Here is a 21,936-nt window from a genome sequence, read left to right as displayed (position 1 = left end):
AATTTATATTGTCGAGCGTTCTAAAGTATCTAACGAACACTACATTTCTATAAAAAGAGGAGCAGGTAATATTCTTTATCACCTGCCCCTCTTGGTTTATTCACTTTGCGTATTTGACTGCAAAGGTTGTTCTTCTACTTTCGGAAGAGTAGGTTGCACTTCAGTTTGAGGTTGAGCTTGGTCTTGTGATGCATTTACCTCTTGGCCATCTTGCGGAACTATTGGATTTTCATTCACCGTATTTGGTGTTGGTTGACTCACATTTTGTTTCGCTTTATTTACTTCTTTTTCTTTTTTCTTTGCATCTTCAATTCTTTTTTGCTCTGCCACCTTCTTCGCTTCTTCAACCTCTTTCAGTCTTCGTTCCTCTTCCAATCGTTTTCTTTCTTCTTCTTGTTTCCTTCTTTCTTCAGCTAACTTTTCTTGTCTGATTTTCTCTTCTAAATTAGCCTTATCTCGTGCCACTTTACGTAACGATTTATTGAATTCTACTTTTAAATCATCATATGCTGATTTGTGTTTCACTCTGTCCAATCGTTTCCAACCATCTTCTTCTAATGTTTTAACCGCATCATATTGTGAAGGTTCTGTAGCTGAGAAATCATTAATTTGAGTGATTAACTCTTTCATGTATCGCTCTCGTTCTAACTCCTCAGATTTCGTTAGTCCATGAATAATACGATAGTCTTCAGCATCTAAACGTTCTTGTTGAGCATTTGTTTCTTTTCGAATTCGTTTTGACTCATTACGTTCACGCACATTTTGTTTTTGCTTCACAGTATATAAGCTATTAACCAATTTACCATCTTGTACGAAAACAGTATCTGGTTTTTCAAAGTCTTTGACTTCTAAACCTTCATGAATTTGTTCCATGAACTTTCTCCAGATATCCATTGTTGTAATACTAATAGAGTTTGATTGTTCTTGCGGTGTATCATCACCCGTATACACAGCGGTTGTATAATAAGGTGTATATCCTACAAACCAAGAATCTTTATTGCTATCAGTTGTACCCGTTTTACCAACCGCAAACGGATAATTACTCATATTAGCTTGTTTACCTGTACCTTGGTCTCCATGAAGTACAGAACGCATAGTATCTGTCATTAAATAAGAAGCACCTTTGTCATATACTTTTACTGTTTTTTTGTCATTTTCATAAATCACGTCATTTGTAGATAAGAATGTAATCTTTCTAACATTTGTTGGACGAATGAATTGACCACTTCTTGCAATTGTAGAATATCCAGAAGCCATTTCTACTGTTGTAGCCCCTCTTGTCAAACCACCCACTGCAATAATTGGATTGTTATCTTGTGGTGTTAAATATTTAAATTCCATATTAGTAAGATACTGCGTTATTGTATTACCACCAAATTCAGATGCTAATTTAAATGGTATCGTATTAATAGAGCTTTCTAAGGCATGTCTAACAGTCACTGCCCCTCTATATCCTCTGTACCAGTTTCTTGGTCCCTTAGGAACTTCACTATCCTCAAGCACACTATCTGGTGAATAACCTCTTTCAAAGGCAGGAGTATATGCAACTAAAGGTTTCATTGTAGAACCTGGCTGTCTGGCTCCTAAATATGCTCTATTGAAGTTATTTCCTTCTTGTGTTCTACCACCAACAATTGCAACAACTTCTCCAGTTGTATTATCTATTGTTGTTACTGCTGATTGTTTTTTATAAATCCCAGAATTCGGGTCTTTTTCTCTGAACTTCTTCATTTCAGCATCTACAACATTTTGAAGTTCTTCTTGTTTTTTAGGGTCAATAGATGTTTCAATTCTAAATCCACCCATTACAATTTTCTGACGCATTTCATCATATTTTTCTTGGTACTTCTCAAAATATGCTTTTCTGTCTGCATCATCTTTGAATTGATAACGGAAATTAAAACCATCCTCTTCCATCAACACTTTTACAGCGTTATCAATGGCATACGTAAGGGCACTTCCTTCAATCTGATTATTAATTGTATTTGGATTTACATTTAACCCTAATTCTTCAGTCACAGCTTCCTTATACTCTTTTTCACCTATATAGCCAAGTTCTTTCATTTTAAATAAAATGATATTTCGTCTTTTCTTCGCTTTTTCAGGATTTTTTACAGGGTCATAAATACTTGGGTTATTTGGAACACCTGAGAGCATCGCTACTTCTGAAAGCTTCAAATCTTTAGCTGACTTACTAAAATAGTATTGTGAAGCTGTTTCAATTCCATATTTACCATGACCGAAATAAATGTTATTTACATAGAATTCCATAATTTCTTTTTTAGAGTATTTTTCTTCTAATTCTTGTGCAATTACCATCTCTTCGATTTTTCGCCACATCGTCCTATCCATTGTTAAAAAGACATTCTTTGTTAACTGTTGTGTAATCGTAGAGCCACCTTGTACGGTTCCTCCACCACTTTTAACAAACGTATATACAGAACGTAGTAAACCTTTAAAATCAATCCCTCTATGGTCATAGAAACGCTCATCCTCAATGGAAACAAATGCTTTCTCAATAAATGGACTCATATCTTTAGAAGAAACATATGAAAATTCTTGTGCTTTTAGTTCTTTCAATATATTCCCATCTTTATCGAGAATCTGTGTTGATTTCTTACTATTAAATGTCGAAGCATTAATTTTACTTACTTTGTCATACCCTTTTGTGATAGACTTAGCAATTTCATCCCCATACTTATAATAGCCATACCCGAAAACACCACTTGCACCAATAAGTGTTACTAAACTTGTGCCTAAGAAGAATTTCAAGACCTTTCTTTTTTTAGAGGTCTTTTTCTTCTTCTGTTCCTTCACTTTCTTTATACCTCGTTCTTCTCTGGTTTCCATAAACAACCTCCTTGCTAACGTTTCACAACTGGCATAATCAGCGATTGATAATGACCATTTTGTTCATTCTGATATTCAATAATTAGAGGTTCTTTTACACAACCAATTGAGTCCGTATTATAAATTGATAAATCTTCTTCTTTAATCCCTTTGACAATACTTTTAAAAAGACCATACTTTAGGATTGTGCAATTACTGACAAAGACCACTTCTTCAGGATGATAGATTCCGATATTTCCAGGAAGTAATGCATTTACTTTTCCTTCTGTTAATTGCATTTTCGAAGGAGTTTCTGAATCCACGTCTATATGTTGTTCGTCTTCTACACTCTTTTCAGATTCATTTATCATCGACTCACCAAGAAATATAGTTCTTACTTTAGGTATTAAACCCTCGCAAAATTCGTCCTCTTCCTTAGGTGCATCAGGAACGATTTCAAATGGCTCATTTAATGTAATTAGAAGATGTGTATCTTTTGTATCTTTAATCCCTTTCTCCTTGTAATAAGCATCAATATCGCCCATTCGGGACATGACATCTTTCTTACACATAGGATATATATCTTTCGAAGTAATTAATGTCAAAATCTCTTTAACTCTTGGAAAAGCGATGGCTATTTCAATAGGTACTTTGAACTGCATCATAGTTGTTGAAATGTGGATTTCATTATCGGATAAAAAGCATTCAAGCTCTTTTGACTTATCTTCTTTTAATAGACGAATCATACGAGCCACTACCTCTTTTTCAATATAAAAAAGAGATTTATTATCAATATTTGCACTTACAGTTTTTTGAATGACTTGATGTAAACTTGTAGCACAAAACTCAATTGACTTGTCAACATTTACTTGTAAGTAACTCGTTCCTTTTAAGTAAGTCTTCTTAACAGCAACTGCACATTCGTAAATACTGTTATGTAAAACCTCTTTATTTATAGAAAATAATTTATTACTCGAAATCGGAAAACCACTCTTTTCATACTCATTGACACGTTGAATTCTTTGAGGCTCATAAAATCCATCATCAATTTTCAGAAATTCCTCTTCAGATTCAAGCGTTAGTAGTACATTTTTCTTAAATGAGGCCTTAAAAACGCTTGTGATTTCTTCCAATGAAACTGTGATTTCCCCTGCTGTTATGACATTGGCATTGCTTACAAAGGTCATAACAGGAAAATCTTCGCTATCTCCCACAAAGACCACTTTTTCTTTTTCAGCAATCATTGTAAAAGTACCGTACTCATCATCTTTCGATTCCTTAGAGGTCAACATTTTTTCTATCATTCCAAAAGCTTTACGTATATCATTTTTCTTTGCTTCAAAAATCATGTGTTCACCTTCTTTTTATTGACTATAGTAAATTATAACACATTCCATTCACTATACAAAATAATAATTAACCCTCTTTTAAAATAGTGCAATCACTTAATGGTAACCAACCCGAATGCTCTAATTCGACGTTTGTATAAATACGTACATTTCCATACGGGTCAATATCCACTACATCAAACTCTTCTCCAATGTACTTGTGATACCATATATGTTCTACTGGAGCTTTCTCAATTCGGATTCTTTTTGGAACTAATCTCAATTTATTTTCTTTTAAACCACCATTCAAAACTGTTAATTCCATTCTCTCCCCCCCTTAACGATTAAATTGTTTCTATATTAAAAATTATCTATTGTTTGACCTTCATAGAAATCGAAATATTCTGTAGTGTAAGTTTCAAGCTCACCTAAATCATTTTTAACTTGAATTAAGTCGCCACCTACACATTCTTTAACTACATATACTCTGTCACGAGTTAAATGAAAATCATTTTCGTTAGAAACAACTAAGTCAAAAGCATCTACTTGCTCTCCATAACAACTGCCTCGTTTCATAAAATACTTCCTCCTTGTCTTTATAAATCGTTCATTCACTACGAAAAGAACCATTAGCTATTAGTTTTTAAAAGAACACAATTCAATTGTTGAATTTAAATTTAAGAATTGTAATACTTTTTCATTCACGATTGAAAAATCCACTTCTCCAGGATAATTGTTGTTGTACCAAGTCTGCGTAGGAATATCAAAATAAACTGTTCCATAATTCTTCTTGTCATTGATATTTACATACTGTCTTTTCATTAGTTTTGTACTGGAAACTTTCTTCTCCCAATATTTCACTCGCTTTACGAAAATTTCAGGTTGCGAAACCTTTTGAACAGGCTGAACTGGAACTGGTTCTTCTTTTACTACTGGTATTTCATTTGCAAATCTTCGCTTGAGTTCTAACAAGCATTCCCCTGTTGCTTCTGCATCCTCGAATGCTCTATGACGATTTTTATTCAAATAACCAAATGTTGTACAAAATTCATCAAGATTATATTTTCTTCGACCAGGACAAAAATGTTTGAAAACAGCAATGCTATCTAAGACTTCATTTTCAGGATGGATTCCTACCTTCTCAAAATAAAATAGTAAAAATCTATTCCAATCGAATTTAGCGTTGTGTGCTATAACTAAAAATCCATTTATAAACTGATAAAATTTAGGTAACACTTGACCATAAACTGGCTTTCCTTGAACCATATCATTTGTAATACCTGTTAATTTTGTGATTTTATTAGAAATCTTCATTTCAGGATTAAGCAATTGACTATATGTATCTACAATTTTTCCGTCAACGTATTTTACAGCACCAATTTCAGCAATACGCCCACCTTTTGTTGGAGATAATTCGGTTGTCTCAATATCCAATACTACAAAGTTATTTCGTCCTAATAGATTAAGCATCTTTTGTGTTTCTTTTTTTGTTGCCATAATAAATAGTCTCCCTTTGTAAAGTTCTTTCGCATTGACTATTGTCAACAAATTAATTTTACAACTTACTATAGTTAAAATCAACATTTATTTATTGACTATAGTAAAAAAACCCATTGCATTTTAATTGCGATGGATTTTTATTCGTTTTAATTACTTATAATTTTTCCACATTCAGAACATTTCTCTTTCTGGATTTCTTCCGTATCAAATGGGTCATGTATTGGATGTGTTTCTTTATGAGGACAAAGGCTTTGCATCTTTTCTAATAAATGATTTTCTTTTTCGTACATTCTTGCTAACTCTTCTTGGAATAGCCCATACTCTTCTTTCGCTTTTTCATAAGCAGTCATCTCTAAAGAATCTTTCAATTCATCTCCTTCCCACTTCCTTTTACAATTTAATAAATCCTTCGCTGTAGATTTCTTGTTACTTCGTAAAACACTATCTATCTTAGCTTCTCTTGCCATTTCTCTTAATTTATTCATGTCTAATACACTCCTCTTTAATATCAACAATCCTTTGACCTTCTGAATCCTTTGACATATGAATCTCAAGAAAGCTCATTCCATAAAGCGTCTCAATTTGCTTTTCTGTATTAGGCATAGCCCTTAGACGATTCAACATACGCAACTCAAAATTCCTCGCAGATGTTGTCAGAATTGAACTACCGCCTTGTAAACCCGATGTTACTGCAAGAAAATCCTCATCAGCCATTAATTCACCAACAATTAATCTGGATGGCTGATTAGAATCTTGCAAGAATCGTAAACTCCTCATACTGAAATCTCCGTCATCACGGATAAGAATCTTATTGTTCTCAAAATCAATATTGGACGAAATTTCAGGATAATTTTCTATTACCACTGACTTTCGTTCTGGGAATCTCTCTAATTGATAGTTAAATAAAGCATTTAATAATACAGTCTTTCCCACTCCAGTAGTTCCTGTAATTACTATATTTTTATTTTCTTGAATCGCCTTTTTAATTTCTTCTATTTGTACAGATAAGAGATAATCACAACTATCAAGATTTTCCAATAAGAAGGTTTCATTTTTTAATATAGAACGAATCCACTTTCCATTACGTAACGTTTTCACATATTCCTCATTCTTCATCCGTTCGTCATTATACGTGTCTGGATTATTCAGTGCCATTTCAAGTAGCCTCGTTAATGGTCCTACACCTTCCTTCCTTAACAGCTCAATTAATCCTTGCTCTTTCGTATCCAATCTCATTACTTTTGTTTGTTCTTTCATATCAACACGCCCTTTCCTTTTTTTATCATTAATTTGTAACTTAGTTACATTGTAACTCTTTTTATTTACTATAGTAAATAAAAAGAGTGTTCTACAACCATATAATTTTTAAAATGCACTTTACTGCAAGGCTTCTAAAGGTAATAAAAAAATGATAGCATTATCGCTATCATTCTTTATGAATAATTTCTAATAAAATTATCTAAGTATTGTCGTTGACCTTTATAATTGAAATAATATCCACTATCATTTGAATACAGTCGTAACAAGAAAAATACATGCTCTCCATTCACAAACTCATAACCAAACACAGAATCATTTATGCCATATACAATTTTACAAACAACAAGCCCAAATCCTGTATAACTTAGTGCATTATATCCAAAAGATTCTTTGTTCATTTTCCCTTCTTTAAACTCTTGTATTAGTTCTTTTTTAGTCTGCATTTCTATTTACACTTCACTTTCTTAAAGATTTTCAAGGGTTTTAGTGTGTCAAAGAACTCATTTTCGTCTGATTCTGTTGCGAGAATCCCATTTCTTGATAATTGATACGCACAACGATATACTTCAGGCAGATAAACCCCCATCTCAACCATCTTCCCTGTCATTTCAGTTACTTCTAATGTAATCGTGTCCATCAGCTTACCTGATTCCGTGTACATCCGATATGTAGCAGTGAAAGAAACTTTTGGGGTTCCATCCACTATGATGTTTTCTTGCTTCTCTTGTGTTGTTTGAACAATCACACGTTCTTTATGTAGTGATTTGTTTTGTTCTCTCAATCTTCCATATAAATCTATTAATTCGCTAATACCAATACTTTGATTAAACTTACTGAATGACAAATGTGTAACTTTATTACCGAGTAAAAGTTGATGAAATTCTTTTTTTGAAATTTCTCTTATAAAACCAAATAGTCCCTGCTTCTTATAGAACTTTCCATCTTCTGACCAAGCATTGAATTTATTAAAGATTTTATTCCATTTAGTAGTTATGAACATAACTTTCATCACCCTATCACTAAACAAGTTGATAAATATCCCCTGCAATCTCAATTTCATCCGATTGATAAGGACTAAGTGCCATACTTAGTGTGTTATCCTTTGCTTCTAACATAAATGAACCCTCTTGTAACGTTACAATAAAGGGAACAGAATGCCCTTTAACATGCATAAGGTGTCCATCATAAATTTCTCGATTATGCATATCTTTTTTACCTGAAAATAAATAGAATGTCCCTTTCATTTCATATTCGTATCCACACTCATCTCTTCGACTCATGTCAAATAAAAACAATCCATCTTCGAATGCTCTAATTTCAAAATTCTCATTGGAACATAACTCACTCCAAGAAACCATTCTATTACTCTCTTCATCGAAATAATTGAATTTAATCATTTATAATACCCCTTTAACCAAATATCTCTTTAACTTTGTTATTTACATCCTTCACAAAATCTTCATCTGTTCCCAATAATTCATTCATCAAACTTTGAACAAATAAATGTCTGGATAGCATACCATTCATATTGTCACTTTTGTTTGTAATACGAATATATCTCTTATCGTAAACAAATGTTCCTAATACTCTTTTTCGCTTATGTAGCCTAAACGTGATTTTATTACGTGTATCACTAACGATATAAAACCCTCGTCTCTCAAGTATTTTCTTCATCTTATCTGCTAATTCTACGTTTGGCTTTGTGGCATTACTCGTTCTTGGTTTCTTTTTGTATACTATTTTTATGGCTACATCTTCTTCCTTTTTGCAATCACTCACAAAATCATTCCACTCATCGTAATGAACAAGAAAATAGCCACCTAACACAGGATTGTTAATTCGGTAATATTTCTCATCTTTATCAAAATATCTACCACATAATCTACATGCGTGAACTGGTCCTTCTTTTTCCCACATTTCTTTGTTACCTATTGTATATACTGGCTCCTCAATCAGATATTTTTCACTCTCCATCTTTTTTATCTCCTTTCGATTTATATATATATATTTTCATTTCGAAACAATTTTCGGAGTGTATCCTTTAAGAAATTAATTAAACACCTTTCAAATTCACTATTAGCAGTGGTAAGAACTTTTATTTGATTACTTTTCATAGAAAGTAAGAATTTATACTCTTTACAAGAAAATCTAATTTCCTCATCATTTGTAGAATCAATACGAAAATCTTCTTTTCTTAATTTTTTTAGAACATTGTCTTTGTTATTCATCTTCTTCATAGGCAATTCATATGCGAATGAAGAACATAATGTGCTTCCTGAAAAAATTGGATTTATAAGCATATCTACCATCTCCTTTATTCTACATATGCCTTTACAAAAACAATAACAATTTTATCAACTATAGTCAATAACAAAAATAGATACACCTTTAAAACAATCTAATACCTAACAACTATTGTAAATAATATTTATTGATAACATACTATACATATAGGAACCTACTAATAAAAAGGAGTGAAGAAAAATGATTAATATAGAAACTATCAAAATCTCATTACTGATAACGTTATCGATTGCTTTTGTTCATCTATCAATACATTTCTTCTTAATGGAATTGAAAAAATGTTGGGAAGCAGATTTGATGGATTTTTTACACAAATTAGAGGAAGAAGGTTCTAAGATTGAAGATTCTAATAAACGGTATTAAATAACGAGATACAAACAAAAAAAACAAGAGCAAGATTCTAATCTCTCGCCCTTGTTTACTTATATACTTTGTTTTCAATGAAGTCTTTCAAAATTTTATTTTCTTTTAAATATCTGTAAGCATAATCTGTACATTGATACTCTTTTCCTAAATAATGATAGATAAACTCCATTCTCTTTATTTCAAATTCTTCAATCTCTTGAATAGATGGTTCTTTATATAGTGGATTTGATATTGTTCTACTTGCACCAGAATCCAATACAAAAACCATGTATTTATTAAATCTTCTGATTTTAGGGTTTATATAAGGACATGCAACCTTCGCCTCCTGAACAGCTCTTTTATAGTGAGTCATTTCAATCATCCCCTTTTTGTTTTATCTTACTTATCTACCATTCAAATTAATCCCCTTTTAGATACATATTTTTGAACTTTTTTTGAAATTAAAAACCTTGAACTTGAATATAATAATTGAATTATAAAAAACAGGTAATCAAAATGATTGATTATTAAGGAGAGGCTAACACATGAATATTAACTGGAACACAATTACTGATTTTATCAATTTATTTGATTTAAAAATCCTTGTATATGGATTAATTATAGGAGTTGCCTTTTATTTAATTAAATCAGCTATTAAACGAGTTAAAAGAATGATTCGTAAAGCGAAAAGAGAAGCGAAGAAACTCACGATACGATTAATCATTAAAAGTTTTTTAGGTATATGAAATAAAAAAGCAATGGATATCTGTTTCATTGCTTTTTTGTATGGTTGCAAACCATTTTGTTAAAAACGGTTATAAATATCCTTGTTCTTTTGTAGAAGTTGTAATGTTATAATCATATTTACTTTTTACTAAACTTTAAGTTATATAGGTTTATGTTTCGGAGGGGTTTTAAACTGCCTGTTTTTAAATATTCAACTCAATAGGTTTAACTGCGTTCTATAACGGTTTTGCCCCCTCATCTATTTACATTTGATTTTTTGTAAACTTCCGTATTTATATACTTTACTCGTTCATTCTCAATGGCTTTCTTTTCTTTTAAATCTTCATCTATAACATGAAAGAGTATTATATATAACGCAAAAACACTTATCGTAAAGACAGTTGCCACAATTTTATTTTCAAAAGCATTACCACATATACGTATTAATAATAGTACAAAAAATATCTTTACAGCCCATAATATAATTCCGCTTAATAGGTGCCCCATACCAATTACCTCCATCATTCCCAACCAATCTTATAATCCTTGTTTTATCTGCATTGCAATTCCCGCAAATATGCCAAATAACATGAGCAATGACATGAAAACCATCATATATTTCATCCATTTCTTTTTCATTGTATGTACACCTCCTACTTATACAAAATAAGTGTGATGGAAATCCACCACACTATTGAAGAGCAATATCTTTAACGACTACATCAACAGATGTAAAAAGAAGTTCTTCCTTTTGTATCTCAGTCTTATAGATAATTTTAATGTAATCTTGACCATTTATAGCCAGTCCAATGACAAGTGCATATTCATTTTTATAATCATTTACATAGGCATGTAAAAACTGTTCTGAATCAATATCTTCTTGCGAGTATGTTACAAGCTTATGCTCTACAACATCTTGAACATTTGTAACAAATGAAGGATTAAGGTCTTTATATACATCGTTAAGCCTAATGCTTGTTCCTACATTCATTTCTAATTGTTTCAATAGTTCCTGTCTCTCAACGGCATTTTTATCCGAAATAATTTTCATTATTCATCACCCATTTCTATTTTCTATAATTAAATTTTACATTTTATATTAACTATAGTCAATAAAACGAGTTGCTTATCATTGGTTTAATTCTTTATCTTTATTCTTTTCTGCTTCTATTTCCTCTACTGCCTTTTTAAACACGTATTCTTTTACTGCTACATTCACATCTTCTATTTCAAAGTCTAAAGGATTTTCATTTTCATATCGGGTTATGTACATAACATCAACAACTGTGTTGTCAAATTCATCTGTAGCTGTAATCAAGAAAATATGACCTTGGCGAATTGGCTTTAAATTAAAACTTTGTGTGGACAGGTTAGACAAAACTGAATTCACAATTATCTCTGTTGTTAGTTGCATTAATTCATTTGGAAACTCTCCATCTGCAAACTTCTTCCCCACCATTTTTTCTACTAATGCTTCTTTTGTTTCTGATTCAATTTCTTTTACAATTTGAACAATATCCATTTGTATTTCACTCCTATTACCTATAAAAAAAGTGCCGATACATATCGGCACCTTTCCCAGGATTATATTTACTTGACGTTAGAACACACACGCAAAGCATGACTGTACTTTGTGTGCGAATCATTAAGAACTTTACATCATTATGATAACATTTTTATTAACTATAGTCAATAAAAAATTAATCTTCTTTGATATAGATTGTAAAGGGATAATCACGAAATGTTTCTTCAATCAATTTAAACACTTCATTCCAATCTCCCCCTGCTAATCCACATCCAAATTTATAAGGTATTGCAACTGATAAATTATGTTTTTGAGCCCGAATCTTTAATGAATAAAAAGCTTTTTTCAATGCATCCATTTCAGTAAATACGCCATTTCTACCAAATTTATGTTGCCCGAATATATTCGCAATGTACTTGTCTTTGCTTTTTACAATTTGACAAGTCCCTAATAAATGCTTTCCTTTATTCTCCCGTAAACATAATTCTCTATATCTTTCAAATGCCTCTGGGTATTGTTTTTTTATTTCTGTTGCTAATCCTGCTCCCATTACACCTTGAGCGTTTACTTGATGGCAAATAATATCTTCCGTCGCCTGTAACAAATCCCCTTTTACTATCGTTATATAATCACTCATTTTAATAAAACTCCTTTCAGTTACCTTGTTTATATTCTATCTATGTATTCTATTCATTTTAATTTTGTTTCATAAAGTCTTAGGTTCAATCATTATGCAGTAAAAAAAGGTGATTTAATCTATAATATATGGATTTGAAAAGAGGTGATAATAATGTCCATGAGACCAATATTAAAAAAGTACATTGTATAAAGTGCAAAAATGAATTCAGCGGAGATTTTTCAACGATAGGAATGGCACAAAAAAGACACAAGTTTTGCGAAGAATGTATAGATGCGATATATCAAAGTAATAAAAAACAAAGTAAAACAACAGAAAGACAACGCTAAAAGCATTGTCTTTCTAAAAGAAGAATAAATCTTCTCTTTTATTTAAAGATTGTACATGTCTATTTACTTCATCATACAATTCAAACAAATCATCATGCATATTATTTCCTTCAAAAAAATTCTCTATTTTCATTGTCCAAATATCCAATGCTATAGAGTACTTAATTTCCATTGATGGCGTTTTGTCATCTATATCACAGCATTTGATAGAATATGTTACCTTATCTCTTGTTGTTTCCTTTATAAGGTCTTTATATGGTCTTAATATATCATCCATTAAATTCATTTCAAATTCCATTTTCGGAAGAATTAAATCATCTAAATCATAATAATGAAAGTTTATGTCTTCTATATATCGTTGTATTTCACAATACAATTCATCCGCTTCTGGATATTCTAACACAACTTCATTTTTCATTTCTAAATAAACATTCCATCCCAATTGTTCATCACATTTCAATTGGAACGAATATGGATATTGACTAACATGAATACAAATTCCATTCGTATTATTTACCCATTCATAGGAAAGGTTGTTCTCTTTTAGTAAATCAGGTATTTTCTCATTAATCCATTCTATTCCCTTCACTTTACAACCTCCCTTTTTATATGTTTTCTATCTTATTTTATCTTTTTTAAGAATCTCTTTCAACAGAAAAATCTAAAATTTTAAACTAACTATAGTCAAATAAGCGGTTGAATCAAGTCTTTCTTTTATTTTTAAAAAGTTGTATACTGAACTCACAGAAAATCAAAGTTTTTATCATAAAATTCATGTTCTCAGAATAAATAATTAAGGACGAAAGGATGAGGTGATTATATGAATCAAGACAAAGCAGTAAGCTTCAATAAAAAGAGTAATTTCGATTCAGAGAGATTATTAAAACGTTACAAAACTCGTAAATTGAATTTTGATTTAGCCATTCAAAGAAAAGAAAATATCTGGGATAACAAGAGGGCATCTTTATTAATTCATTCTATTCTATCAAACTATTATATCCCACCTATCGTAGCTATTAAAGATAATGACATGTTAAGCGTATTAGATGGAAAACAAAGGTTAACTACTTTATTTTCATTTATGCAAGGGGACTTAGTTTTAGATAAGAATACCCCATTAGTTGATGGAGAAAAAATAGCAGGTTTAACTTTCGAAGATTTATCTGAGGAATTCCAATCAACTATTAAGAAATACAAATTTGATTTCTCCATTTCTGAAAACTTAAATGAACAACAAATCGAAGAATTATTCTTCAGATTAAATAATGGTGTGGCTTTACGCACGATTGAGGTGACAAGAGCGGTATTAGGAAATCGTATCATTTCTTTCTTAAAGAGAATTACAGATTTCCCATTTTTCCAATATAAAATCAACATTACAGCAGGTGCAAGAAAAAGATATACGGACCAAGAAATCGTACTTCAAATCTTAAAACTAATTTATGAACCTAACAGTGGTTTAAACAAACGTGAAATGCAACCATTTATTGATAAATTAAAGAGTGAAGATTTAAAAGCAAGACTAAAAAGCACATTAGATAATGCAATTTTTTACCTAAATGAAGCATTCCCTAAAAAGCAAAAGTTTTTAAAGAAAGTTAATGTTCCAATGCTTGTGATTTTGTCATTAGATGTTATTAATAACAACTTAAATAACAAAGTAACTCCTATCAAATTCGGAGATTGGGCCGAGGCATTCTTTGAAAATACGCCTGAAGATTATAGAATTGCTTGCCAGTCTGGTTCAGCAAGTGCCCAAAATGTAAAGAAACGTTTAACTTCTATGAGAAATCATTTCTGTAAACATTTTGATTTATCTTTAGAAGATTTAAACATAAAAGAAGATGCACCTCAAAAGGAAAAGGAATTAAATAAAGCTATATAAAAAATGAGCCCTAAGTGGCTCATTTTTTTATTGATTCATCATGCTTTTCTTCCGTACCTTCCATCAAGATAACTCTTCCGTCATAGAATTCTTGAATACGATATATTCCTTTTGATGTAGTAAAGTCAAATATTTGTTTATCTGCCTCTATGCTATAAACACTCAATTCTTTTACATCTCCAATTTTATCTTTATTTTTTAATACATATTTTCCTGTTCGTTTTGAAAAATCTGGTTTTGCATTCGTTGTAAATACCGTCTTCTTTTCTCCCCCTTTTATTTCGACCACTTTCAAGACTTGTTGAAAACGAGTAAAGAATTGATAGGTTCCTTTTGTTGTAGTAATAACCTGCTCATTATCTGAATTAGAACTTTCTATAGATTTATATTCACCATACTTCTCTTTCTCCTTATTGATTTGAAGTATATTTTCAGGATATATCTCTATTCCTTTATCTTTTTTATAAATTCCTTTTCTATTTGGAAATGCCTGTTCAATTTCTTGTATTTGATATTCTAATCCGTTTGAAGATGTTAGATACACAAAATAAACGCCTTTTGTTGTGTATAGTTTATATAGGTCTAAGTTCTTTTTATTTACATGAACTGTCCCTTCTCTTTTATTATCTCTAAAGTCCCCCATGTTCAATTCTGCATTCTTACCGATAAATTCCGTCATGACTTCTTTTGCTTTCTCATCATGTACTCTATTTGGGTTTAACACCATGTCTACAGATAGACCTATCATACATAGAAGTAGAACTGCAAATATAGTTGTTAATGCGGGATGAATTCTTCTTTCTTTATAAAGAATATAAATCCCATACGGAGGAAAAAGCCATAGCCATAAAAACAACTTCCTTGTCACTTTCTTACTCGATTCCATTTCTTTATCAGTCTTATTTTCTGATTGCACAACGTCTTTCTTTTTCACTTCATTCTCCCCTTTCATATATTTTTAGTCTACTAATATATTCATTGGGGCTATATACTAAAACGGTTCGAGCTTGTTCAATAAAAAAAGAGCAAACGAATTTGCTCTTAAACAAAGGATAAAACAGGAATCTTCATTTCCTTATACGTATTTGCTTGTTCCTCTGAAATCATTTTCACTACTTTATCCATTAAACATATTCTTTCATACGATAAGCCATATAATGCTTCAGTGAGACTAAATGAACAGTAGGTATTATATATTAATACCATTTTGTTATCTTGTTTATTTAGAATTCCGAAATATCTTCCTTCCATATGTCTAATACACCTTTCTCTATACATTTACTTCAAGTTTTTATCTTTGCTTTCATCATCTTCTTTTGGAGCAAATAACAATACTCCTGGTAAAACGGTGATAACGTCAATACTAAAGAATAAAAAAATGGATGCTTTCAGTATCTCTTTGTTAACACCTACGTTTACATTCATTACAATTAAAAGACCAAGTAAGCAAGCTAACACTTTTTGTTGAAAAGAAAAAACGTTATATCTAAAGTCTTTGTTTTTAATCGAGCCAAGAGCGAATGAACCAAATACAACTAAAGCATTCATTCCTATAACTGCCCAAATGAATTTAGAAATCCCCTGAAAGAAAGGTAGGAAATATAGAATAGCAAGAGGTATTAAGGGAAGAATCACTGAAATTACTAATTCTTTCGTTGTAACATATGCTTTGTTTCTGGACATATTCATTTTTTATTGCCATCCTTCTATGTAAATTTATTTAAAATGAACTTATTTACGAAAAATATACTTATTTCATATGTAACAAAAGTAACAAAGATAAGAAATGATATGAACGTTGCAGAATGTGTGTCTCTTTTCAAATATTCGCTTATTAGTACAATTGCAAGAACAGAAGCACACGATTCAGTCTGAACATCTACTACCCATTTCATAATCATTTTCTTTTGTAAAACTTCATATTTACTGACTGCAATACTAATGGATACAGAAAATAATAGAATAAAACATGAGAATAAAGCTATCTCTTTTTTGTGAGTAGATATGAATAGCATACATAAAGAGATAGAAGATGTGAGAAACAGCCAATACTGACTGTTCTCCATCATAAATCGTTTTCTATCACCTTTATTTCTTTCTGACTTACGCAGACTGTTCATTGCTTCTATTCGGCTCTAAAAATGTAGCTAATCGACCCTCGTGATAAAAAACTAAATCCTTATCATTCAATGGCATATTATAAAAATCTTTATAGATTTGAGGGAATTCGATATTTGGAACACAGACAAATTCATATTCATTTGAATAGCCCATTGCATACTCTACAAAATGTTTTGCAAAATATTTACCTGCGGGAACCAATTCGAATACTGTAACCTTAGCAAGAATCTTATTTTCAAACCAATCTCCAATAAATGATTCCATTGCACTTCCGTTAAAGTTCATAGCTTTTTCTTTTGGGATTTCAAAGACAATCTCATCCTTCGAAAACTGCCTTACTTCTTCTTCTTTGCACACACCTTCTTGTAGAAATACTTGAAGAACAGCGTAAGTAAGATACTCTTCAATTTTTACTTGCTTCTTAGGATTTAAATTACCAAAGATAACCTGTCGAAGGTATTTTGATTGGATGAAATACTTTTCATCTGTAAATACTCTCATTAAATCTTCATAAGAATCCATTCCTAAAACAAGAGCGTTATCGTAATGTTTTAAAGCCTGAAAATTAGCTGTTTTTAAATCCACAGAAACAAATACTTTGCCTACATTTTCTTTTTGATAGATATTCTGTTTTGAAAATGAATGTTTTTGTACATCATATTCTTCTAATCTGTCTTTATTGAAAATATCAAATGCATTTGTCTGTTTAATTGTTTGGGTTACTTTATCTTTTAATTGATTGTAGTACTCCAAAAATCCACGTTCTCCACCATGTCTTTCAACAGTGTCCTTGAACATATTATATTTTTTCTTTGTTTGATGTGTTTCATCATACAATTCTAAATAATACGAGAAATACGGCTCTTGAAACACTTTAATCGGTAAAGAAAAGTCTTTTACAAATCTATTTTTTAAATCTACAGATAACATCTGTATCATCTCCATTCTATTGACTATAGTTGATATTATAATTCATTTACCACCTTTTAGTCAATTAATTTTTACAAAAAGAGACACAATGTATTTTCGTGTCTCTTTCTTCTTACTATTTATTTGTATTTTGATAGTTCCCTTCCCACGGCTTAATCTGAGCAATTGGAACAACTAAACAAGGAATTTCGTTTAAAAACATATCTATTGCTTTTCTACGTGCCGAAAACCCATCTTTACTTCCCTGTTTTTCTAATTCATAAAGAGTTTTTGACGCACCATCAGGAATAAAATAATTATCAAATCCGAAAGCTTCTTTTACAGGTTTGTTATTCTCAATTCTTCCATGTACCGCTCCTTCATATAGATAAATTCGATTTCCATCATTTGCGGCCAAACAAACTTTCCAAGTTGCTGTTTTACCTTCATATTTACTTATGTTGTCTAAAAGCCATTTGACATTTACTCCTACATCTTCGCCCTCAATGTATAGAGCAGTGTCCTCTATAATTCTCATTGTACCTGCTTCTATAGATTTATACATAGCAACTACAGATACTGAAGGATGATTGACTTCTTGAATATCTCGCCCTTTTTCAATATCTAAGTTATAGATACCGAATCTTTGAAACTCTTGTAACTTATCTTCATTCGAAGAAACTAAAATATATTTCGGTTTATTTTTCGGTTCATAATCTACAAATTCTGCATTATATAACCAATTAAATGAAGTCAGAGTTTCTATTTCTTCCTTTGTTTCAATCTTTAATGCGTATAACAAGCCATTGATAATTTTATAAGCATGACTTCTATCATCAGAGACAGGCACCATCCAATGAGTTTCCATTCGAGCAATTGCCTGTACGCCTTGATAAATCGATTCTGTTTCTACATCAAAATCAACATGCAAAGACTCACTTGATACGGTGTAACCTGATTCAATTGCATTTGCAAAAGCAGTTAGATTCCCTTTCTTTCTTAACCATATAAAGACATCTGTTGCAAGAGAACTACCGTCATCATTTACAACTTTGTCTAAAATGTAGTTAGCAAGAGTTACTTTACTCTCCATACCTTCCTGAGAAAAAATAAGATTACTTTTAAAATACTGATGCACAAATAAAGGAATTGCAGGGTTATTCATTTTTATCCTCCATGTTTCTTATTTCAGCTAATTCTTGCTTGAAATACTCTTTTATTTTATCCACATCAATTTTGTCACTTGTACTTTTCTGAAGTCTTAAATCCTTTTTTACGGAAATCCATGGTGATTCTAACACAGGTAATTCTTCTAAAAAATTACCTGAATAATGTCCATACACTAACCATACAGAATCTATAACTTCTTTTCTTTTTGAACTTATCATTTTTCACACGACCTTATTCATATCTTTCCCTCTGTTCTTTTTATATAATCTATCTCTTCTATAAACTGCTTCTTCATTTCTTCTGTATCCATTATGATACTCTTCTTCTCTTTATTTCTTACCATCTCACTTAAATTAAGAAGCGGTAAATCGATTTCTATAAGATGATACATAAAACTATCTGAACATTTTCCATACCTTGACCATATCCAATCAACGACAGATTTCTTCTTTTCATCAATCATATTCATGCACCTTTTCTTTATGTAAAATAATTAATTCAATTCATCATGATAGAGATATTCGATTGCAATTAAATCATTAATATCTTTTCGACCAAGTATTTTCAAAGTTTTTGCAATACCTGAAAGAATCCCGTCAAAATACTTTGCTTTCGCTCGATTAATTCGTTTTTGGATGGCACAAGTAATAAATAATTCAATAAGTTCTTTTTCCTCACTGGTCATATTTGAATTTAGAATTTTAGGCGATTTCAATTCTACAGGTTTAATCATCCTTCATTTTCCTGTTCTGCTATTTTATTTTTCTCCAGTGCCTCCATTAAATCTTGAATAGCTTCTAAATACTTAATTGGCTTTCCATAATACAAACCTTGTAATGAATTACATAAATTCATCCATTGTTCTCCTGTACCAAACTTAGGCTTCCACCAGTCTTTCTTTTCAACTTTAAACGTAGGAATCTCTTCAGAAATGATAAACGCTCTATAATTCTCTATAATCCATTTTGCTTTATCGGTACTACATGGAGAGCCTTCAGCTTGTTCAATAAAGTTTTCTAAATGAAGTTCAATAAATTGATAGTGTTGATATAAGAAAGACATGCGATAAAAAGAATTGCCCTCTAATTCAGGATGTAGATTAAGTACACACACATCTAAGATTTCACTAAGCTCATGATTGATAAGGGAGTCAAACGTAGATGGGTCTTTTAAAAACTTTTCATATTTTAAAATTGTTGTTAGAATTTCTTGATTGTATTTACGAACCATTTCGTTATTTGTACTATTTGCGAGTGCTTGCAACATATTAGACATCATTGATTCAAAATCTTTTTTGATTTGAGTTTTCTCGGTCATTATTCCATATCTCCCCTATGTATTATTTCTTTTGTCCTTCTCGATGAGTCATTGTGAACTTAGTATCACTGTAATAGATTATGTACTCTTCGCCTCTTTCTTTATCTGTAAGAATTTGAATGTGGTCATTTATTTTCTTGATTGTAAACTCTTCATTCTCTTGTTCTTTTTCTTCATGGGTGCTATTATCTTTTTCTACCTTTAATTGTGGTTCTGTATCTGGTGGGTCACATGCTGATAACAGGAACATGCAAAAAAATGTACTTAATATGGCATAAATAAATCTTTTACTTTTCACCTACATCACCTTCTGTTTTCATATCAACAACTACACGCCCTTTACCACTACAATCTGGACATGGTAAACCACTATCACTTATATCCTCTCGATAAGTTCCTGTGCCACTACACCAATGGCAAGACTGTAATATATAATTCGTTGGTATGATTTTATCTAAGGTTGTTTTTATATCTCCCTCTTCAAAGAATTCCACATATATGTATTCAGCATCTCTACCAATAACAAATCCTTGCTTCTTATCATCTTTTGAAACCTCAACATCTACTATTTGACCTGCTTTTATTTGCATTTCCTAATCACTCCTTAGGCTTTACTATTCGTTTCATTCCTCTAAATTCATGAGCAAGGATTAATGCAGAGGAAAACTCTCTATAATTAGGGTCTGAATCATATTCTGGTAAATCTTCTGTAACGACATGCATATTTCCAATCCAACTATCTGAAACAATGTTTTGATTGTCTACAATAGCTTGCTTAAAACTATCATCACCTTGCCATAAACGTGCTTTTCCAATATTCACTTTTCCGTGAGTATAATACTTTCCTCTTTCCTTAAAAAAAGTTACCTTAATAATTAAATCTTCTCTTTCTTCCATCTCCAGAACTCCTTTTCATTAAAATGTTATAGTTATAGAATTTCGTAACGGTGAGATAGGTCTTTCTCTTGATTCACTGTATACTCAATATGTTTTAAAGTGTCTCTTTTCTCTTTATCCACTTGTAAGTATCCGAAATAAACCAAATACCCCAATGCCTCTCTCGATTCATCAAATTTTTCTGCAAGCAACATTTGTATTCGTTCTTTTGAAATAGATGGATTACTCATCACAACATTTAAGATAAAATCCTCCTGTTCAATTTGATTGTTAATCATTCGCTTCCAAATATTATATAAGACCGATTTTTTAGCTTTCCCACCACATTCACTACATACAGGGATTGCAAATCCCACCCATCCAAAATTAACTTTCTTTGTTTTATTGAATTCATTTCCACAATCACATTTGAATTGTTTTGGCTTTTGTTTCTTGACGACCCCTCTTTTTGTATATAACTCTGGAAATTCCTTTTTAACTACAGATAACATATCTACCATGATTGTCTCTCTCCTTATCTTTATCTTTTTATTACGTTTATTTATTTTCTAAAGCAGAACAAAAAATTTTAATCTTTTTTCGTTTCTTTCTTTGCACTTGTTTACACCCTTGAAAATGAGGGCAAATATTTCTTTTTACTCCTCTGCCACTCAACGCTTGATAACATACACACATTTCGTGTGTGTCCTCACCATTCATAGCTATCGAATTCATTTTTCCTTCTTGCCTTTGAATCGGACAGTCATTCATTTTTGCATAAACTTCATCGGACTCATCTGATGTAGCGTAGACAGAAGCGAAAATCTCTATTTCTTTTTGTTTCATACAAACACCCCTTCTGAATTTCATTGACT

The 21,936-nt window shown here is 31.2% G+C and carries 36 protein-coding genes; 3 read left to right on the top strand and 33 right to left on the bottom strand.

All coding sequences use genetic code 11. From position 1 onward, the window contains the following. Positions 1–96: 96 nt before the first annotated feature. The 12 genes from MHB52_RS30755 to MHB52_RS30700 form a co-directional block, all read right to left on the bottom strand. Positions 97–2,850: a transglycosylase domain-containing protein gene (locus MHB52_RS30755; protein ID WP_061662637.1), complete on the bottom strand. Its 2,754-nt coding sequence runs from the start codon at positions 2,848–2,850 to the stop codon at positions 97–99. 14 nt (positions 2,851–2,864) lie between these two features. Then, positions 2,865–4,178, bottom strand: a complete 1,314-nt coding sequence (locus MHB52_RS30750) for a hypothetical protein (protein WP_061662638.1) — start codon at positions 4,176–4,178, stop codon at positions 2,865–2,867. A 67-nt stretch (positions 4,179–4,245) separates the two neighbouring features. Then, a complete protein-coding gene (locus MHB52_RS30745; protein WP_061662639.1) occupies positions 4,246–4,482 on the bottom strand; it encodes a hypothetical protein in 237 nt (78 codons plus the stop codon). Positions 4,483–4,517: 35 nt separating this feature from the next. After that, the gene (locus MHB52_RS30740; protein WP_061662640.1) at positions 4,518–4,733 is read right to left on the bottom strand and encodes a hypothetical protein; all 216 of its coding nucleotides are present in this window, start codon (positions 4,731–4,733) and stop codon (positions 4,518–4,520) included. A gap of 60 nt (positions 4,734–4,793) precedes the next feature. Next, positions 4,794–5,654: a 3'-5' exonuclease gene (locus tag MHB52_RS30735; protein WP_061662641.1), complete on the bottom strand. Its 861-nt coding sequence runs from the start codon at positions 5,652–5,654 to the stop codon at positions 4,794–4,796. Positions 5,655–5,803: 149 nt separating this feature from the next. After that, positions 5,804–6,142, bottom strand: coding sequence for a hypothetical protein (locus tag MHB52_RS30730; protein WP_061662642.1), 339 nt, complete (start codon positions 6,140–6,142; stop codon positions 5,804–5,806). Further along, a complete protein-coding gene (locus tag MHB52_RS30725; RefSeq protein WP_061662643.1) occupies positions 6,135–6,914 on the bottom strand; it encodes an ATPase, T2SS/T4P/T4SS family in 780 nt (259 codons plus the stop codon). Before MHB52_RS30725 ends, MHB52_RS30730 begins: the two co-directional genes overlap by 8 nt. Before the next feature lie 176 nt (positions 6,915–7,090). Further along, complete coding sequence (locus tag MHB52_RS30720) at positions 7,091–7,360, bottom strand: hypothetical protein (RefSeq protein WP_061662644.1); 270 nt, start codon at positions 7,358–7,360, stop codon at positions 7,091–7,093. A gap of 2 nt (positions 7,361–7,362) precedes the next feature. Then, complete coding sequence (locus MHB52_RS30715; RefSeq protein ID WP_253703171.1) at positions 7,363–7,917, bottom strand: hypothetical protein; 555 nt, start codon at positions 7,915–7,917, stop codon at positions 7,363–7,365. A gap of 19 nt (positions 7,918–7,936) precedes the next feature. Next, positions 7,937–8,314 carry a YopX family protein gene (locus MHB52_RS30710; RefSeq protein WP_061662645.1) on the bottom strand — a complete coding sequence of 126 codons (378 nt, stop codon included), beginning with the start codon at positions 8,312–8,314 and terminating at the stop codon, positions 7,937–7,939. A 13-nt stretch (positions 8,315–8,327) separates the two neighbouring features. Next, positions 8,328–8,891, bottom strand: a complete 564-nt coding sequence (locus MHB52_RS30705) for a hypothetical protein (RefSeq protein ID WP_253703174.1) — start codon at positions 8,889–8,891, stop codon at positions 8,328–8,330. Positions 8,892–8,911: 20 nt separating this feature from the next. Further along, positions 8,912–9,217, bottom strand: a complete 306-nt coding sequence (locus MHB52_RS30700; RefSeq protein ID WP_253703176.1) for a hypothetical protein — start codon at positions 9,215–9,217, stop codon at positions 8,912–8,914. A 184-nt stretch (positions 9,218–9,401) separates the two neighbouring features. On the opposite strand from MHB52_RS30700, the gene MHB52_RS30695 reads away from it, so the two are divergent. Beyond that, positions 9,402–9,584 carry a hypothetical protein gene (locus tag MHB52_RS30695; RefSeq protein WP_061662646.1) on the top strand — a complete coding sequence of 61 codons (183 nt, stop codon included), beginning with the start codon at positions 9,402–9,404 and terminating at the stop codon, positions 9,582–9,584. Positions 9,585–9,639: 55 nt separating this feature from the next. Here MHB52_RS30695 and MHB52_RS30690 read toward each other — a convergent pair whose 3' ends face one another. After that, the gene (locus tag MHB52_RS30690) at positions 9,640–9,939 is read right to left on the bottom strand and encodes a hypothetical protein (RefSeq protein WP_061662647.1); all 300 of its coding nucleotides are present in this window, start codon (positions 9,937–9,939) and stop codon (positions 9,640–9,642) included. Between the two features lie 172 nt (positions 9,940–10,111). Between MHB52_RS30690 and MHB52_RS30685 the strand changes: the two genes are divergently transcribed. Further along, positions 10,112–10,312: a hypothetical protein gene (locus MHB52_RS30685; RefSeq protein WP_061662648.1), complete on the top strand. Its 201-nt coding sequence runs from the start codon at positions 10,112–10,114 to the stop codon at positions 10,310–10,312. Between the two features lie 235 nt (positions 10,313–10,547). Here MHB52_RS30685 and MHB52_RS30680 read toward each other — a convergent pair whose 3' ends face one another. From MHB52_RS30680 to MHB52_RS30660, 5 genes are all read right to left on the bottom strand, one after another. After that, entirely contained in the window at positions 10,548–10,799 is a 252-nt protein-coding gene (locus tag MHB52_RS30680; protein WP_253703178.1) for a hypothetical protein, read from the bottom strand. A gap of 184 nt (positions 10,800–10,983) precedes the next feature. After that, positions 10,984–11,343 (bottom strand): hypothetical protein, encoded by a 360-nt coding sequence (locus tag MHB52_RS30675; RefSeq protein ID WP_061662649.1) that lies wholly within the window; start codon positions 11,341–11,343, stop codon positions 10,984–10,986. Positions 11,344–11,421: 78 nt separating this feature from the next. Then, positions 11,422–11,814, bottom strand: a complete 393-nt coding sequence (locus tag MHB52_RS30670; protein WP_061662650.1) for a hypothetical protein — start codon at positions 11,812–11,814, stop codon at positions 11,422–11,424. Between the two features lie 178 nt (positions 11,815–11,992). Then, entirely contained in the window at positions 11,993–12,454 is a 462-nt protein-coding gene (locus MHB52_RS30665; RefSeq protein WP_061662651.1) for a macro domain-containing protein, read from the bottom strand. A gap of 342 nt (positions 12,455–12,796) precedes the next feature. Then, on the bottom strand, positions 12,797–13,372 hold the full coding sequence (locus tag MHB52_RS30660) for a hypothetical protein (protein WP_061662653.1): 576 nt from the start codon (positions 13,370–13,372) through the stop codon (positions 12,797–12,799). A 231-nt stretch (positions 13,373–13,603) separates the two neighbouring features. On the opposite strand from MHB52_RS30660, the gene MHB52_RS30655 reads away from it, so the two are divergent. Then, positions 13,604–14,668 (top strand): DUF262 domain-containing protein, encoded by a 1,065-nt coding sequence (locus MHB52_RS30655; protein WP_061662654.1) that lies wholly within the window; start codon positions 13,604–13,606, stop codon positions 14,666–14,668. A 19-nt stretch (positions 14,669–14,687) separates the two neighbouring features. Here MHB52_RS30655 and MHB52_RS30650 read toward each other — a convergent pair whose 3' ends face one another. From MHB52_RS30650 to MHB52_RS30580, 15 genes are all read right to left on the bottom strand, one after another. After that, positions 14,688–15,602: a hypothetical protein gene (locus tag MHB52_RS30650; protein WP_253703180.1), complete on the bottom strand. Its 915-nt coding sequence runs from the start codon at positions 15,600–15,602 to the stop codon at positions 14,688–14,690. 107 nt (positions 15,603–15,709) lie between these two features. Beyond that, positions 15,710–15,919 (bottom strand): hypothetical protein, encoded by a 210-nt coding sequence (locus MHB52_RS30645; protein ID WP_061662656.1) that lies wholly within the window; start codon positions 15,917–15,919, stop codon positions 15,710–15,712. A 27-nt stretch (positions 15,920–15,946) separates the two neighbouring features. Next, positions 15,947–16,357 carry a hypothetical protein gene (locus MHB52_RS30640; RefSeq protein ID WP_061662657.1) on the bottom strand — a complete coding sequence of 137 codons (411 nt, stop codon included), beginning with the start codon at positions 16,355–16,357 and terminating at the stop codon, positions 15,947–15,949. Positions 16,358–16,374: 17 nt separating this feature from the next. Further along, positions 16,375–16,737 carry a hypothetical protein gene (locus tag MHB52_RS30635; RefSeq protein ID WP_061662658.1) on the bottom strand — a complete coding sequence of 121 codons (363 nt, stop codon included), beginning with the start codon at positions 16,735–16,737 and terminating at the stop codon, positions 16,375–16,377. A 34-nt stretch (positions 16,738–16,771) separates the two neighbouring features. Continuing rightward, positions 16,772–17,719, bottom strand: a complete 948-nt coding sequence (locus tag MHB52_RS30630) for a hypothetical protein (protein WP_253703182.1) — start codon at positions 17,717–17,719, stop codon at positions 16,772–16,774. A 115-nt stretch (positions 17,720–17,834) separates the two neighbouring features. After that, the gene (locus MHB52_RS30625; protein ID WP_061662660.1) at positions 17,835–18,863 is read right to left on the bottom strand and encodes a non-canonical purine NTP pyrophosphatase; all 1,029 of its coding nucleotides are present in this window, start codon (positions 18,861–18,863) and stop codon (positions 17,835–17,837) included. Then, the gene (locus MHB52_RS30620) at positions 18,856–19,086 is read right to left on the bottom strand and encodes a hypothetical protein (protein WP_061662661.1); all 231 of its coding nucleotides are present in this window, start codon (positions 19,084–19,086) and stop codon (positions 18,856–18,858) included. Before MHB52_RS30620 ends, MHB52_RS30625 begins: the two co-directional genes overlap by 8 nt. A gap of 17 nt (positions 19,087–19,103) precedes the next feature. Then, positions 19,104–19,331 carry a hypothetical protein gene (locus tag MHB52_RS30615; RefSeq protein ID WP_253703184.1) on the bottom strand — a complete coding sequence of 76 codons (228 nt, stop codon included), beginning with the start codon at positions 19,329–19,331 and terminating at the stop codon, positions 19,104–19,106. A gap of 30 nt (positions 19,332–19,361) precedes the next feature. After that, the gene (locus MHB52_RS30610; RefSeq protein WP_061662663.1) at positions 19,362–19,601 is read right to left on the bottom strand and encodes a hypothetical protein; all 240 of its coding nucleotides are present in this window, start codon (positions 19,599–19,601) and stop codon (positions 19,362–19,364) included. Beyond that, positions 19,598–20,185, bottom strand: a complete 588-nt coding sequence (locus tag MHB52_RS30605) for a hypothetical protein (protein ID WP_061662664.1) — start codon at positions 20,183–20,185, stop codon at positions 19,598–19,600. The genes MHB52_RS30610 and MHB52_RS30605 overlap by 4 nt, the downstream gene beginning before the upstream one ends. Positions 20,186–20,207: 22 nt before the next feature. Beyond that, positions 20,208–20,483, bottom strand: a complete 276-nt coding sequence (locus tag MHB52_RS30600) for a hypothetical protein (protein ID WP_253703186.1) — start codon at positions 20,481–20,483, stop codon at positions 20,208–20,210. After that, positions 20,473–20,775, bottom strand: a complete 303-nt coding sequence (locus MHB52_RS30595; RefSeq protein ID WP_061662665.1) for a hypothetical protein — start codon at positions 20,773–20,775, stop codon at positions 20,473–20,475. Before MHB52_RS30595 ends, MHB52_RS30600 begins: the two co-directional genes overlap by 11 nt. Before the next feature lie 7 nt (positions 20,776–20,782). Continuing rightward, positions 20,783–21,082 carry a hypothetical protein gene (locus MHB52_RS30590; protein WP_061662666.1) on the bottom strand — a complete coding sequence of 100 codons (300 nt, stop codon included), beginning with the start codon at positions 21,080–21,082 and terminating at the stop codon, positions 20,783–20,785. A 32-nt stretch (positions 21,083–21,114) separates the two neighbouring features. Beyond that, complete coding sequence (locus MHB52_RS30585; RefSeq protein WP_061662667.1) at positions 21,115–21,582, bottom strand: hypothetical protein; 468 nt, start codon at positions 21,580–21,582, stop codon at positions 21,115–21,117. A gap of 37 nt (positions 21,583–21,619) precedes the next feature. Continuing rightward, positions 21,620–21,907, bottom strand: a complete 288-nt coding sequence (locus tag MHB52_RS30580) for a hypothetical protein (RefSeq protein ID WP_061662668.1) — start codon at positions 21,905–21,907, stop codon at positions 21,620–21,622. Between the last annotated feature and the right edge of the window lie 29 nt (positions 21,908–21,936).

The organism is Bacillus sp. FSL K6-0073 (assembly GCF_038006085.1).
GTDB classification, from domain to species: Bacteria; Bacillota; Bacilli; order Bacillales; family Bacillaceae_G; genus Bacillus_A; species Bacillus_A cereus.
This window is presented reverse-complemented; position numbering and strand designations above follow the sequence as displayed.